The organism is Colwellia maritima, from assembly GCF_022669015.1.
GTDB classification, from domain to species: domain Bacteria; phylum Pseudomonadota; class Gammaproteobacteria; order Enterobacterales; family Alteromonadaceae; genus Colwellia; species Colwellia maritima.
The window spans coordinates 89,372-103,972 of the sequence record NZ_JAKKSL010000003.1 but is presented as its reverse complement, the minus strand read 5'-3'; the positions used below and the strand labels follow the sequence as shown (position 1 = coordinate 103,972).

The following is a 14,601-nucleotide window of genomic DNA, read 5'->3' as shown; positions in this document are numbered from 1 at the left end:
TATTAATTGAGAACGAGCTCAAGTGTTAGGTGTAAAAAAACATATAAACATCTGTTTTACAGATAGTTATGTTAATATTTTATGGTTTTAGGTCCGCATATCTGGTAGTTCAATATGGTAACTTAAGCCGTTACCTAACTCGGAGTGTGCGGAAATTGTACCGTTTAAGGTGTCAATAACTAAGTTTTTTATGATATGTGTACCTAGGCCTATGCCGCCTTTATTCGATTTAGTTGTATAAAATGCATCAAATAGTTTTTCACTAGCTTCTTGAGTTATTCCTTGGCCATTATCGGCATAGTCAATCGTAAGCAAATTGTGATGAAAGGTAACGTCAATGGTTATTTTGCCGTTATTGATGTTTTCAAATCCATGAGTGATGGAATTTATAATTAAATTGATAATAATTTGGGCAATAGCACCAGGATGACTATAAACCTCAATACTTTCATCACAATGCACGTTAATTGTATGATTAGTTTTTCGTAATTTTGGATGTAAAGATTGAATAATTTCATCTAAATAAAGTGCAATACTGACCATACGAATTTTATCACTGGTTTGGTCCACAGCAATGTGTTTAAAACTGGTCAGTAATTCAGAGGCTCGTTGCAGGTTGTTTATTAATAGTTCGGTGCTTTTATTCGCATTATCAATAAAGACTTCAATGGATTTTTTAGATAACTTATTTTGTATTAATGTTTGTTGTAGATGTATTATTTGTTCTAGCAGGTAGCTAGATGATGTGATGCTTATACCTACAGGAGTAGATAATTCATGTGAAACTTCAGCAGATAGTGCTCCCGCCGAAGCCATTTTTTCTGCTTCTAACAGTCGCTCTTTCGCTTTGTTTAATTCGGTAATTGAATGAATAAGATCTTTGTTGGTTGTTGTTAGCGTTTTTTCTGTTTTACTGCGGCGAATGTTTTCTTCTTGTAGGTTTTGTTTTTGTTCTCGTAACTCTTTTTGTTGTACTTCCATTTTAAGCATTGTACTGCTCAACGAGGATGTTTTTCTTGCCACTTCTTGTTCAAGCAATAGATTATGTTCGTCAAGTAGCTCTTTGGCTTTATCTGTTTCTAATTGTGATAAAGCTAATTTTTCCTTAAATTCCACTAACTTATTGACTAGGTTGTTGTAGGCATCTTCAAGGATATTAAGTTCGTTTTTTTCATAATTCATGCAATGAATTTTAGAGGCTTCAGGATCATCTAGATCTATCTGTCTAATTTGTTGGGTAAGTTCTTGTAAAGGAGTGGTTAGTAATTTATTAAAAGCCAACGAAAATAAAAACACTAAGAATGCTGTTTTTACGATTGCGTTACCAATAAGAAAATAGATACCGACTTTAATTCGGCTAAAAATAACCGCATCGCTTGATAATAACGTTACCCTACCGACAGAAGTTGTTCTGCCTGAAAATTCAAATATTAGCGGAAAAGAATGGCCAAATAAACCGTCTGTAAGTGAGCTAATACCCATTAATTCATCGTTTGAATTTTCATTTTTTATCGTTATTTTTTCAGGAGAAATGGTTTCTCCTAATTGTGTAATTATGTTGTTTGATTCATCAGTAACAGTAATACCTTTGATCATGGGGATTGCAACAAGGCCTTCTGAAATATCGATAGCTTGTTGAGTATTAAGCTCCCAAACTGCGCGAGTTAAGCTACCACTAATGGTTTTTTCTAACGTAAGAAGTTCACTGTTGATGTGGTTTTTTGTATTAAAGTATTCGGCGATAACTTGGATGCCAGTAACGCTCAACGTTAAAATAAAATAAAATGAAAGTACTCTTGTTAGTAATTTTCGAGAAATGCTCTTTACTTTCATAGGATTAATTTTCGCTTTGATTAATTATTATTATTCTAACTACTTTTGTGAAAAGGATAAAATTTTTTATGATAATAAACCAACATTATCAAATGACCTTTTCTGTTTGAAATAAATATTTAATAAAAAAGTAACAGTATTATGGCTTTATTGCCATAAATGAAATAAATATTTAATAAAACTGTAATAATATTGCCATTTTATTGCTGTTTTTATCAAGGGTTGTCATATTTATGTAATATAGTCGCTTTAGCATACCCGGCAAGTAATTTACCATTTGCCTTTAAGGCACATAAAATATATTTCAAATTATAAAGAAGGCGTAAAACATGAAACAAGTAAACGTGTTGGCATTATCTCTATGTTCCATTCTAGCTTATCCTGCCATGGCTGCATCGGTTGATGTATACGGCAGAGCGGATGTGTCTTTACAGGTATCAGATGAGGGGGAAGGCAGCTTTAGTGAGGTTAAAAGTAATGCATCTCGTATTGGCTTTAAAGGTACTCACACATTAAATGATGATCTAGAAGTTATTTATCAAGCAGAATTTGAAGTGGACATTGATGGCGATAGTGATGATGTATTTAAGGGAAGAAACCAGTTTATTGGATTAAAAGGTGCATTTGGTGAAGTGCTTTTGGGGAAAAATGATTCAATGCTCAAACAATCTCAAGGGAAGGCTGATTTATTTAGCGATTTAAATGCTGATATTAAGGTGCTTTGGAAAGGGGAAAATCGTTTAAGTGACTCTATTACTTATAAATCACCTAAATTTAATGGTTTTCAATTTGGTGCTAGCTATGTGGCTGAAGAAGATGTTGATGGTGAAGATGCATTCTCTGTTGCTGCTTTTTATGGCGATAAAAGCCTTAAGAAATCAACGGTTTTTGTTTCTGTTGCCATGGATTCAGAAGTTGGAGGTTATGATACATTAAGAGCAACGGTACAAGGAAAAGTTGCAGGTGTTACATTAGGGTTAATGTTACAAAATCAAGAGAATATCGATACAGGCGCTGAAATGGATGGTGTTATGGTTTCAGCTAAATATAAATTAGGCGCAGCAACACTGAAAGGTCAGTATCAAATAGCTGATCATAAAAATGCTGATAAAAATAGTGGTATGACGGTCGGGGTCGATTATAAGTTAGCAGCTAGTACTAAGCTATATGCTTTCTATACAACGTTTGATATCAAAACAGAAAATAAAGACGAAGATTATTTAGCGGCAGGTATTCAGTATAATTTTTAATTATACCTGTTTCACTAATTAGGTGATCTATTTTATTCAACAAAAAAATTAAGCAATTAATTGTTATTTGGTGCTAATAAAAACAATGTCATAAAAGTGTCATTATTGTTACGCATAATGGCACTATTGAAATTACATGAAAACTATTTATTATTTTAAGGCGTATTTATGAGTGGTTACATTTTAGTTGTTGAAGATGAAACTCCAATTAGGGAAATGATTACTTTTGTATTAGAACAAAACGGGTTTAACGCTGTTGAAGCTGTTGATATAAAAGAAGCCAAGGAAAAAATTATTGAGCCTTACCCCGATCTTATTCTACTCGATTGGATGCTACCTGGTGGCAGTGGGGTTCAGTTGGCGAAAGAATTAAAGCAAGGGGAATATAGTCGTAACATTCCTATTATTATGCTGACTGCTCGTGCAGATGAAGACGATAAAGTTAAAGGTCTAGATGCTTGGGGTTGATGATTATGTTACTAAGCCTTTTTCTCCTAAAGAATTGATTGCTAGAATTAAGGCGGTAATTCGCCGAGTTTCGCCAACATTATTGGCTGAAAAAGTGGAGTTTCATGGCTTAAAACTCGATCCTGTTTCTCACCATGTGACTATCAATGAAGAAGCCTTGGATCTTGGTCCGACTGAATTTCGTTTATTACATTTTTTCATGACGCATACCGAGCGAGTTTATTCTCGAGAGCAGCTACTCGATAATGTGTGGGGAACCAATGTTTATGTTGAAGATAGAACGGTTGATGTACATATTCGTCGTTTGAGAAAAGCTATTTCAGGCTCAGGTCACGAAGATTTTATTCAAACTGTGCGTGGTGCAGGATATCGCTTTTCAGGTAAAACAGTGCAAAAAGTTAGAAACTAAATAGTTAGAAGCTAAATGCAATGAATAACAGTCTCCCCACCCCCTTTAACAAAAGTAAAAGCAACAATGAATTCTCTCTCTAATACGCTAAAGACTCAAGATTTTCGTTTTCAATCGGGAATTGAAGCATTACCTGATGCCGCCCTGATTTTGTCCACGGATTTATTGATTGTATCGGGCAATAAAAAGGCACAGCGTTTACTCGGTGTTCGGTTTCCTGATGATATTGGTAAGCATGTTGGAGAGTTACTTGTTGATCCCTTACTTTCTAAATACTTAATGCAAGATAACTTTGAATCACCTTGTCTTATTACGTCACCGATTAATGATGAACTACAGTTAGAAATTTCGGTTATTGCTTTTGGTGGTGAACGCGTAATGTTAATGTCTCGAGCTATTGCTAAGTATCATAGAATGAAAAAAATGCGTAGAGAGTTTGTGGCGAATGTTTCTCATGAACTTAAAACCCCCCTGACGGTGGTACGTGGCTATGTTGAAATGATTCAAGAAACAGATCACGCTTTGGACCCTCAATGGCAAAAAATCTTTGGCACCATTGAAGGACAAGTTACCCGAATGGAACGCTTAGTAGAGCAATTACTGAGTTTGTCAAAAGTTGAAAATAATCGTGATTACGATGATATGAAACCTGTTGATATGCCGTATCTGATCAGAAGTCTTGTTGAAGACGCCAAATGGTTAAACCAAATGAAACAGCATGAAATACGTACTAATATTACCCAAGGTATTGGTGTGTTTGGTGTTGATACAGAATTAAAGAGTGCATGTGCTAATTTGATTTCTAATGCGATTGCTTATACTCCTGCCCACGGATTAATTGAAATTAACTGGGAAAAAAGAGGAGATAAGATTGTTTTCAGTGTTAAAGATAATGGTGATGGTATTAAACCGGAAAAGTTAAATAGGCTCACCGAGCGATTTTATCGTATTGATAAATCACGTTCTCGAGACACTGGCGGTTCAGGACTTGGTCTAGCCATAGTAAAGCATGTATTACTGCACCACAAAGCAGAATTAATTATTACCAGTACTTGGGGAGAAGGGAGTGAGTTTTCAATTTATTTTGATGAATATTTATTTTGTTAATCACTCTCTTTTTTGATGCTTTTTTTTGGCGATATAATGGTTCTTATGCTCTGGCAATGTCTACCATTAAATCGTCAGCAATGTGTTCTAAAGCACTAATTAACTCATCTGCATCCGTTTCATTCATGGCTATTTGCACTTTAGCTTTAAACATTAACTGACCAGTGTGTGGGGCACTTGCCTGAGAGCTAACTACCTTAATTAAGTTTCCTCCTTGACGATGAATTACTGATGATATTTCTTGTATTATGCCCGGTCTATCGTTAGCTGTCAGCTCTAGTACTAATGTAGAGTTAACTTTTTCTGATGTTTGTTTTGCTATTTCAATTTGAAAATTTAAACTATCAATACAATGAAGTGCAGATACTAAAGCTTGCGTGTTCTCTTCGCTCACTGCCACTTCAATGACACCAAAGAAAATAACCCGACAAATGATGTAAACTACTGACTTGCCAATTGCCATCGTGTTCATTAATGACATTAGATAAGGTATCAACAATACCTTTTTTATCGGCACCAATGCATGAAATTATAATATGATTCATAAGGATCCTTAAGTGCGTTTTTCATGGGAGGAAAGCGTATTAATGTGTTCTAGAAAGTTGGTTAAGTTCTTTATCAAGTTGTTTGGTATCGCCTAGATTGAGCTCTACTATACGACGTAATAAAGTTAAGCTGTCAATATCTATGGCATTGCATTGTAAGCCTGTTTCTTCATTTTGTTCATGAACAACAGCAATCTGCATGGTCACTTTTGATTCCTCATCAGAAAGACAAAATGATAAATCGCCAAATTTACCTTTTAATGGTTCCTTAGAATTCACTGCACTCACCAATGCACCATTAAGGGATATGTCATGAATTGATACAGGGTACGTTTTATTTTCAACACAGAGCTCAGCTTTACTTGAAAATAATATGCGGGTAAATTGTCGTCTATTTTCCATCTAATGTGTTCATTATTGTTGATAATAGCTTTAGCATAGCCGTCTTTTAAAAAAAGGCACTTAAAAATGTTATATAAGCGTTATTTTACTCACTATAGATATCTTTAAGATAGCCACTTCAAAACTATTGATAAACGTTTTGAAGTGTACTTGCCTTACTTGTTTTTTAACCTATTTTTTTGTATTTAATACGGTGAGGCTCAATGGCTGCCGCACCTAATGTTTTTTTCAACCATGTTTCATAATCACTAAAGTTACCTTCGAAAAAGTTGATTTGTCCTTCGTCTCGATAGTCTAAAATGTGTGTAGCAATTCTATCTAAAAACCGCCGGTCATGAGAGATAACCATGGCACATCCTGGAAACTCTAGAATTGCTTCTTCAAGAGCACGTAAAGTTTCAACGTCAAGGTCATTGGTTGGCTCATCGAGTAATAATAAATTACCACCAGTTTTCACTAATTTAGCTAAATGAACGCGATTACGTTCACCGCCCGATAAATCTTTAATGAATTTTTGTTGATCATTACCCTTAAAATTGAAGCGCGAACAATAAGCTCTACTGGGTATTTGGTAAGTACCTATTTCTAAAATATCATGACCTTCTGAGATTTCTTGATAAACAGTGTTGTTCTCACCCATGTTATCTCTAAATTGATCAACACTCGCAAGTTTAACTGTTTCACCAATCTCAATAGTGCCTGAATCTTGTTGTTCGGTACCAGACATCATTTTAAATAGGGTAGATTTACCCGCACCATTCGCCCCAATAATACCAACAATGGCTCCTTTGGGAACGCTAAAACTTAAATTGTCAATCAATACGCGACCGTCAAAAGATTTTTTTAGGTTATTAACATCGAGTACTTTATCACCTAAACGTGGTCCAGGGGGAATATATAACTCATTTGTTTCATTACGTTTTTGATTTTCTTGGCTATTCAACTCTTCAAAGCGTGCCATACGCGCTTTGCTTTTAGCTTGGCGTGCTTTGGGGTTAGAACGTACCCACTCAAGTTCTTGCTTAATCGTTTTTTGCAGGGCATTTTCACTTTTACTTTCTTGTGCTAAACGTGCATCTTTTTGTTCAAGCCATGATGAGTAGTTACCTTCCCACGGGATACCTTCTCCTCTATCTAACTCTAAAATCCAACCCGCGACATTATCAAGGAAGTAGCGATCATGGGTAATAGCAACCACAGTACCAGGATAATCATGTAAGAAGCGTTCTAACCAAGCTACAGACTCAGCATCTAAATGGTTGGTTGGTTCATCAAGTAGCAACATGTCAGGCTTTTGAAGTAACAGATGACATAAAGCAACACGACGACGTTCACCACCACTGAGTACTGATACTTTTTGTTCCCAAGGTGGTAAACGTAAAGCATCCGCAGCCCGTTCAAGTACATTATCAATATTATGACCATCTTGAGTGTTAATAATATCTTCTAACTGACCTTGTTCTTTAGCAAGCGCATCAAAATCAGCGTCTTCTTCTGCATACTCATTATAAACTTCATCTAAACGTTTTAACGCGTTTTTCACGGTTGATACCGCCTCTTCAACTACTTCACGTACCGTTTTATTTTCATCTAATTGAGGTTCTTGCGGTAAGTAACCAATATTCGTACCTGCTAAGGCACTGGCTTCACCTTCAAAGTCTTTGTCTATACCCGCCATAATACGTAATAGGCTCGATTTACCTGAGCCATTTAAACCTAAAACACCAATTTTAGCCCCAGGAAAAAATGAAAGAGAGATGTTCTTCAAAATAGTACGTTTTGGGGGAACCACTTTACTTACGCGGTTCATAGAAAATATAAATTTGTCAGGGAGTGCCATGAGAGTCCAAAGGATAATAGGTTAGGTTAGCTTTTATTTTAAGTAACTCGTTGTAGGTTAGCAATACCTAGACGCGTTTGATTTCACATGTTAGATTCACACTGCTTATATTTTTGTATACCCCCAAGGTTTTACTTTGTTTAATAAACTCAAGTTTTTCAGTTCTTTCATTCTGTTATTTTTTTGCTGTCGTAGTTATGCTCAAGAAAAAGTTAATGTTGACATGTATGTCTATCATTTACAGCCACCTTATGCGCTGAATACAGCAACTAAAACAGGAATGTTTTTTGATTTTGCTGATTATATTAATAGTAAAACTGAGCGTTATCACTTTACGATTGTTTATGTTCCTCGCAAACGCATTGGTAGTATGCTTAAGGACGGCAAGTTAAATGGCGTTCTGCTAGGTGTTAATCCCCTGTGGTTTAACGATATCAATGAAACTAAGTTTTTATGGACAGGTAGTTTCTCTGAGGATCAAGACGAAGTGGTTTCTTCCGTTGACAATAGCATTGAATATACGGGAGCTGATTCTCTTTCAGGAAAAGTGATGGCAGGCGTACGTGGCTTTTATTATCTTGTATCAGTGAAAAAGTTAACCAAGGTAGTATTGTTCGTTATGATACGGTTGGAGAGGATGAAGTGCTGCAAATGATTTTATTGAAAAGAGTGGACGTCGGGGTTGTGTCTCGTTTTACACTAAATTACTTGGCGAAAACTAAAGGGTGGCAGAATAAATTTTATATATCGAAACAGCCTCATGATAAATACCAAAGGCGCATATTGGTGCCTCATGCTCAAAAAGCTGTTTATGATGAAATATTACCTATAGTTAACGGTATTTCTGATGATCCTTCATGGAAAGAAATTCTCAGGAAATATTGATAAATAGTAATCAATAACTTGCTTAACGATTGCTAATTTACCTAAGTTGTTGTGATAATGACGTTAATAAATTGATGACCTCTGTACTAGCACTTTCCATACTTGCTAAGTTTTTAACGGCTTGAGACATATCACCATTTTTTATCGATTTTAATGCACTTAATCCGTAGTCGTGCACTTGGGCATGTGGCTCATCGAGTTGTTTAAATGCACTATAGCTTGAATATTTTTCTGCCCCCTCACCTTGAAAGTACCATTGACCCAAACGGCAATCTTTATGGGTAGTGAAATCAGAAATTTCTTTGTCGTTCATGCCTAGCATGGCTTGATACACTTCTAATTTCCAAACCACATGATCCATTTTTACTGTTTGTAAAAAAGCATCCGTAGTTGAGTTGGTTATTACTGAGTACATGCTCTTTGATAGATCTACAATATTATTTGCTGTAGCTTCTATTGTGGTTGTACTTTCGTTAATTTCGGTACTTTTTTCTCCAACCCCATGGATGCCATCAATTACCTGCTCCATCTGTTGGTTTACCTGTTCAATTAAGTTAGATATTTCATTTGAAGCTTCTGCGGAACGTTGCGCTAATGTTCTTACCTCGTCAGCAACAACCGCAAAACCTCGACCTTGTTCACCTGCACGAGCTGCCTCTATTGCGGCATTGAGTGCTAATAGGTTAGTTTGATCCGAAATTCCTTTGATTATATTAACAAAATCATTGATACCTGCAGTGGCTGACTTTAGGTTGTCAACGGATGTTGAGGCATTTTGGCTGTCATCGCTTATTTTATTTGTTGCATCAATAGTTGAAGCTAACATCGAAAGAATTTCAGTAAAAATATGCTGAGATGCTTGAAATTGGTCTCGGTGTTCAATCAAGTTACTTGAAGAAGAGGCGAGTTCTTCTCGGATATTATTAACAGATTCAGTGGAGCCTAACCATAAGTTATTAATTTCTTCTTGATGACGATATCGCTCAGTATTATTTGCCATATCTTGCACAAGCTGTTCATTTTCTTCATTGGCATGTGTTGCTTGTGCTTCTAATGATGAAAGTTGTTCTTTAAGTGCCGTATTTTCTTGCTGTAATGCCTCAAATTCTTTTTTACTTGGTAAGCCGAACATATACTAAACACCTCTATTTTTTATAAAATATTATATCCTAATTTTAAATAGTAACTATTTATTTACTGTTTCTAAAGTTTTTTCTTGAGAAAACTTATATTTAAGGAATAGAAGGGTGTCTTGGTGTGATGATTTCTTCACCCGCGACTAGACCTGAAATAACATTAACCATGTTATTAGGTTGTGGCTTTCCTAACCTAACAAATCGACGTTGTATCTCATTGTTAACCTTTACCCAAACAAAATCTAATTGGCCAACATGAGCAACTTTATTGCCGGGAATAGTTAGTGTTATTTGCTCAGAAGAAGGAATCAATATTCGCGCATACATACCAGGTAATAGATTTTCAATGTTGATTATACGCGCTTTCACTAAGAAGCTGCGCGAGCCAGTATTCGCTGCAGGTACTATTTCTTCAATTTCCCCTATCATTTCTTTTTTAATACTAGGTAATTCAATATTAATTTTTTGACCATGTTTTAACGTGATAGCTAATTGTTCTCTCACTTGCGCTTCAACGCGCAAGGATAAAGGGTTGTACAAAGATAATAGTTTTGCACCTGCTTGGGCTGTATCGCCTGGCTCCGCAAATCGGTCAACAATCAGCCCATCAATTGGCGCGGTTAATGTAGCATAACTGAGTGTGGTTTTAGCTTGAGATAAATATTGTTGCGCTGAGGTTAATTCGGCCAAAATACTTTGATAATCAGCGTTGGATTTATCAAGATTGAACGTTGAAATTAATTGTTTGTTGAACAAGGCTGTTAAGCGGTCTAAATTCTGCTTTGCTTCTTTATGTCGTGCTTGTAGTGCCACAATATTTTGTTTAGCTTGAAGTACTTGTGATTGAAGGTCGCTTTTTTCAAGTTCAATTAACACATCTCCTTTTTTTACTTTATCGCCTGCTCTGACGTTTATAGCGTTAATGCGGGCTAAAATTCTGGATGAGATTTTGGTTGCCTGTTTTGCCTCTACGCCGGCTGCTATAGATTCGGTAATCATTTCAGTGTTTGCAGTGACTTTATAAATATCGTTTTTGTTAAAGTCGCTAGATTTTAACGGATTGAGCGATTGTTCGTTTATTGAGGGAGATATCTTGTCATCAAAGCTTCCTGCTAGCCAGGCAACCATTAATAATAGCACCACAAGCGCGATAACAGGCATGAATAACTTTGATAATGTACTTTTTTTGTGTTGTTTTGAGTCATGATTTTTCCTAAGTTAGCGCTTGTTTATGACTGTTTGTTGGGTTACTTCAATTTGTTTTGGTTTTTCATCTTCATTGTCGAAAACTAAAATATAAACAATAGGAACAACCAATAAGGTAAAAACAGTTGATGAAATAATACCAAATATAATAGCGATGGCTAAACCACTGAAAACGGGGTCAAGTGTAATTATTAAATTTCCTAACAATGTGGTGCCGGCTGTTAATAATACTGGGCGCATACGCACAGCACCAAATTGTATTAAGGATTCTTTTATTGTTTCACCTCTATCTCGTGCTTGGGTAATAAATTCAATTAAAATCAATGAATTTCTTACTACAATTCCGACTAAAGCGATCATGCCGATCATGGCCGTTGCTGTAAATAGAACAGGATCAGGCGCATTGGCAATTTGACGTTCACCAAATTGATTAAGCATAAAAAAACCAGGCATTATTCCGATAACCGTTAGTGGAATTGCCGACATAATAATACCAGATAATGCCGCTGATCCTGTTTGTACTCTTAAAACGAGAAAGATAGCGGCAAGAGCAAAGGCAAAGGCGATACCCATATCACGAAACACGCGAATCGTGATGCGCCATTCACCTTCTCCACTCCAAGATAAGAGAATGTTTTCAGGTAAATACCATGTATTACCACTACCGCTTGATAAAAATGTACGTTTTTCCCAGTTATTTTGCTGAGTTTGGGCGGTATTGTTAGTTTTATTTTCTACTGCATTAGTTGAATATTGTAGATCACTGCTTATATCGGCAATAATAGCAGCAGGTGTTCTACCAGAAATATCCGCAGTAACATAAACCACAGGTTTCAAGTCTTTATGAAAAATTGGTTTGTCACTTTTTTGTCGTTCAAACTTGCCTAATTCACCCAGAGAAACTAGGGGTCGGGAGCAATATCGATGCCTTGTGGTGTACTGTTTTGTACAATACCTGCTTGGCCCTTGATCGTCAATCTGTGGTAATCAGCTAAAGTTTCGCGCTGTTCAATAGGTAGTCTTACCTTGATAGCTAAAGGAGTTGCTTCATTATTTACATGTAGAAATCCTGCAACTTGTCCGCTATTCGCTGTCATTAAAGCTTGATTTATTTGTGCTGTTGCAATGCCTGACAATGCTGCCTTAGTTTTATCAACAATAAAACGCAAATTGGTTTGATCATCTGTTACCGTTGAATCAACTTCAACAACATGTGGCTCTTGCTTAAATCTATTTTCAACAATACTTGCCGCTTCTTGTAATTCACTGTATTGAGTAAATTCATCGCCATAAAGCTCAGCAACAAGCGTGCTAAATACAGGTGGCCCAGGAGGCACTTCAACTACTTTGATTTTCACAATGCCGCCTGAGGTCGCTGAGTTGTTCAAGGATGATAAATGCTCTCTTAATCTTAATACAATGGCATGAGACTGATGTTCTCGCTCTGTTTTATCAAGTAAAATTATTCTCAAGTCTGCCGTGTAAGGAGCTTGGCGTTGATAGTATTGGCGTACCATACCATTAAAATCAATAGGAGATGAGGTACCAACATAAGCGGCAATCGCTTTAATTTCTGACAATTGTTGTACTTTAGTTGATACTTTTTTTGCCATTGCTGCTGTTTGCTCCAATGTCGAATTTTCTGGCATATCAATCAGAATTTGTATTTCATTTTTGTTATCAAAAGGTAATAGTTTTAGCGGGACCAAACGCAATACTGGTAGCATTGCTGCCAGTATAAATAAAACGAAAACTAGCCATAAAACACGTTTGCCTTTTGTTCTGTTTTCTAAAAGTGGTGTTAGCATGCGACGATAAAAATGACCAAACCCTTGGTTGTCATTTTGGTCTTCACTTGTTGTTACGTTATCGTTACTTGAAATGATAGGGGGTGGCTTGATTACTTTTGACGCTAACCATGGTGTAACTAGAAAGGCAACTAAGGTTGAACTGATTACACTTAAGGGCACATTAAATGCCATTGGTGCCATATAAGGTCCCATCATACCCGTAATAAAAGCTAGCGGCACAAAAGCGAGAACGATGGTTAGGGTTGACATTAATAAGGGAACGCGAATTTCATTAATTGCCCCTACAATTTTTTCGTGCAATGAGCCTTTTTTTCTTTTAAGTAACGTTCAATATTATCAACGCCGGTAATAGGATCATCAACCAGTAAACCCAAAGAAAGAATTAAGGCGAAGAGCGTTACACGATTAATAGTGTAACCAAAAAGTAGATCTAGCGATAACGTAATACCGTAGCAAATAGGTACGGCTAAGCCCACAACAACAGCGGAGCGCCAACCTAAAAATACCGCAATAAAAATAACAACGGTAAATACAGCAAAGGCTAAACTGGTAGTTAAGTTATTCACTTTTTCATTAGCGGTTTGACCATAGTCACGCAATACTTCAACGTGTACATTATCTGGAAATATAGAATGTTGTAGGGTTTGAATTTTGTCGTGTATAGCTTGTGCCACCGCAACCGCATTACTGCCACGTTGTTTGGCAACACTAATAGTTACAATAGGGTAATCGCCATTATTGGTTAAAGTCGCGTTGTTAGGTGATTGAGACGATTTTGTGTCGGTAATTGTTTTGTTTGAATAATGAGCTTGTTGATAACGGTTAGCAAAATCAATCCAAGTATAGCTCTGTTGCTCTGCGGGGCCATCTACGATGTTGGCAATATCTTGCAATAGCACAACACTGTTATCTATTACACTAATTGGGGTATGCTTTAATGTGTCTATATCTCTATAAACGTCCCCACTTTCTAATCGCACAGACTGATTTTCTATTGCGAGGTTGCCTAGGTGCTGTAATCTGTTCGACGATTGGATAGCATTAAATATTTCACTTATTGATATTTTTCTTGCGGTCATTTGCTCAGGGTCTAAATTCACCTGTATTTCTCTTGAACGCCCTCCAACAATATTAACTTCACTAGTATTTTCTATGGCTTGTAAGAATGTAGAAACTTCTTCCGCTAAGCGGCGCAGTTCATAATCGTTTACTGTCTTGCTGTCACTACTCCATAAACCCAACAAAACAATAGGAACGTCATCAACTTCTATAGGTTGTACTCGCCAATTATCAACAATAGCAGGGATCTTATGAGTATTAGAATGTAATTTGTTATAAGTATTGAGTAACGCTTGTTCACGGTTTTCACCTACATGAAATCTCAATGTGACTACTGTTTGGCTATTATGAGTAACAGAATAAACGTGCTCTACACCGTTAACTTGTGCGAGTAACTTCTCTAATGGCGTTGTAACCAACCGTTCCATCTGTTGAACAGCAACGCCGGATGCAGTAACAACTACATCAATCATAGGTACTACAATTTGTGGCTCTTCTTCACGAGGAGTGTAATTTAAAGCCATTATGCCCGCTAACATTGATACAACAAGAAGAATAAAAGGTAGTTTGCTACCTAATATTGTACTGAGTATCTTAGCGGTAAGGTTGGTTGGCGTCTGCATGTTCAATCAGCTTTCCTTAGTAAATGT

11 protein-coding genes and 2 pseudogenes are annotated in these 14,601 nt (G+C 36.4%); 5 read left to right on the top strand and 8 right to left on the bottom strand.

Annotated features, from left to right (window positions below; genetic code table 11):
* Nucleotides 1-87: 87 nt before the first annotated feature.
* Complete coding sequence (locus L3081_RS16310; RefSeq protein WP_242287142.1) at nt 88-1,833, bottom strand: sensor histidine kinase; 1,746 nt, start codon at nt 1,831-1,833, stop codon at nt 88-90.
* A 329-nt stretch (nt 1,834-2,162) separates the two neighbouring features.
* Between L3081_RS16310 and L3081_RS16305 the strand changes: the two genes are divergently transcribed.
* The 3 genes and pseudogenes from L3081_RS16305 (at nt 2,163) to phoR (ending at nt 5,067) form a co-directional block, all read left to right on the top strand.
* Nucleotides 2,163-3,083 carry a porin gene (locus tag L3081_RS16305; protein ID WP_242287141.1) on the top strand — a complete coding sequence of 307 codons (921 nt, stop codon included), beginning with the start codon at nt 2,163-2,165 and terminating at the stop codon, nt 3,081-3,083.
* A 168-nt stretch (nt 3,084-3,251) separates the two neighbouring features.
* Nucleotides 3,252-3,960: pseudogene (phoB, locus tag L3081_RS16300) on the top strand (phosphate regulon transcriptional regulator PhoB).
* 66 nt (nt 3,961-4,026) lie between these two features.
* Nucleotides 4,027-5,067 carry a phosphate regulon sensor histidine kinase PhoR gene (gene phoR / locus L3081_RS16295; RefSeq protein WP_242287140.1) on the top strand — a complete coding sequence of 347 codons (1,041 nt, stop codon included), beginning with the start codon at nt 4,027-4,029 and terminating at the stop codon, nt 5,065-5,067.
* Between the two features lie 43 nt (nt 5,068-5,110).
* On the opposite strand, the gene L3081_RS16290 is transcribed toward phoR, so the two are convergent.
* The 4 genes from L3081_RS16290 to ettA form a co-directional block, all read right to left on the bottom strand.
* Nucleotides 5,111-5,467 carry an ACT domain-containing protein gene (locus tag L3081_RS16290; RefSeq protein ID WP_242287139.1) on the bottom strand — a complete coding sequence of 119 codons (357 nt, stop codon included), beginning with the start codon at nt 5,465-5,467 and terminating at the stop codon, nt 5,111-5,113.
* Nucleotide 5,468: 1 nt separating this feature from the next.
* Complete coding sequence (locus L3081_RS16285) at nt 5,469-5,612, bottom strand: ACT domain-containing protein (RefSeq protein WP_242287138.1); 144 nt, start codon at nt 5,610-5,612, stop codon at nt 5,469-5,471.
* 39 nt (nt 5,613-5,651) lie between these two features.
* Nucleotides 5,652-6,014, bottom strand: a complete 363-nt coding sequence (locus L3081_RS16280; RefSeq protein ID WP_242287137.1) for a PilZ domain-containing protein — start codon at nt 6,012-6,014, stop codon at nt 5,652-5,654.
* A gap of 166 nt (nt 6,015-6,180) precedes the next feature.
* Nucleotides 6,181-7,854: an energy-dependent translational throttle protein EttA gene (ettA, locus tag L3081_RS16275; RefSeq protein ID WP_242287136.1), complete on the bottom strand. Its 1,674-nt coding sequence runs from the start codon at nt 7,852-7,854 to the stop codon at nt 6,181-6,183.
* Nucleotides 7,855-7,990: 136 nt separating this feature from the next.
* Between ettA and L3081_RS16270 the strand changes: the two genes are divergently transcribed.
* Both L3081_RS16270 and L3081_RS16265 read left to right on the top strand, forming a co-directional pair.
* The gene (locus L3081_RS16270) at nt 7,991-8,509 is read left to right on the top strand and encodes a hypothetical protein (protein ID WP_242287135.1); all 519 of its coding nucleotides are present in this window, start codon (nt 7,991-7,993) and stop codon (nt 8,507-8,509) included.
* Nucleotides 8,497-8,739: a type 2 periplasmic-binding domain-containing protein gene (locus L3081_RS16265; protein WP_338027369.1), complete on the top strand. Its 243-nt coding sequence runs from the start codon at nt 8,497-8,499 to the stop codon at nt 8,737-8,739. Before L3081_RS16270 ends, L3081_RS16265 begins: the two co-directional genes overlap by 13 nt.
* A 37-nt stretch (nt 8,740-8,776) precedes the next feature.
* Here L3081_RS16265 and L3081_RS27125 read toward each other — a convergent pair whose 3' ends face one another.
* The 3 genes and pseudogenes from L3081_RS27125 to L3081_RS16245 form a co-directional block, all read right to left on the bottom strand.
* The gene (locus L3081_RS27125; RefSeq protein ID WP_274620597.1) at nt 8,777-9,871 is read right to left on the bottom strand and encodes a methyl-accepting chemotaxis protein; all 1,095 of its coding nucleotides are present in this window, start codon (nt 9,869-9,871) and stop codon (nt 8,777-8,779) included.
* A gap of 100 nt (nt 9,872-9,971) precedes the next feature.
* A complete protein-coding gene (locus L3081_RS16250) occupies nt 9,972-11,036 on the bottom strand; it encodes an efflux RND transporter periplasmic adaptor subunit (protein WP_242287134.1) in 1,065 nt (354 codons plus the stop codon).
* Between the two features lie 57 nt (nt 11,037-11,093).
* Nucleotides 11,094-14,574: pseudogene (locus L3081_RS16245) on the bottom strand (efflux RND transporter permease subunit).
* Nucleotides 14,575-14,601 lie beyond the last annotated feature (27 nt).

Bases quoted from the DNA above. Each gene is read 5' to 3' on its own strand.
- L3081_RS16285 (WP_242287138.1), bottom strand. From the start codon at position 5,612: ATGAATCATATTATAATTTCATGCATTGGTGCCGATAAAAAAGGTATT.
- L3081_RS16280 (WP_242287137.1), bottom strand. From the start codon at position 6,014: ATGGAAAATAGACGACAATTTACCCGCATATTATTTTCAAGTAAAGCT.
- phoR (WP_242287140.1), top strand. From the start codon at position 4,027: ATGAATTCTCTCTCTAATACGCTAAAGACTCAAGATTTTCGTTTTCAA.
- L3081_RS16310 (WP_242287142.1), bottom strand. From the start codon at position 1,833: ATGAAAGTAAAGAGCATTTCTCGAAAATTACTAACAAGAGTACTTTCA.
- L3081_RS16305 (WP_242287141.1), top strand. From the start codon at position 2,163: ATGAAACAAGTAAACGTGTTGGCATTATCTCTATGTTCCATTCTAGCT.
- ettA (WP_242287136.1), bottom strand. From the start codon at position 7,854: ATGGCACTCCCTGACAAATTTATATTTTCTATGAACCGCGTAAGTAAA.
- L3081_RS27125 (WP_274620597.1), bottom strand. From the start codon at position 9,871: ATGTTCGGCTTACCAAGTAAAAAAGAATTTGAGGCATTACAGCAAGAA.
- L3081_RS16250 (WP_242287134.1), bottom strand. From the start codon at position 11,036: ATGCCTGTTATCGCGCTTGTGGTGCTATTATTAATGGTTGCCTGGCTA.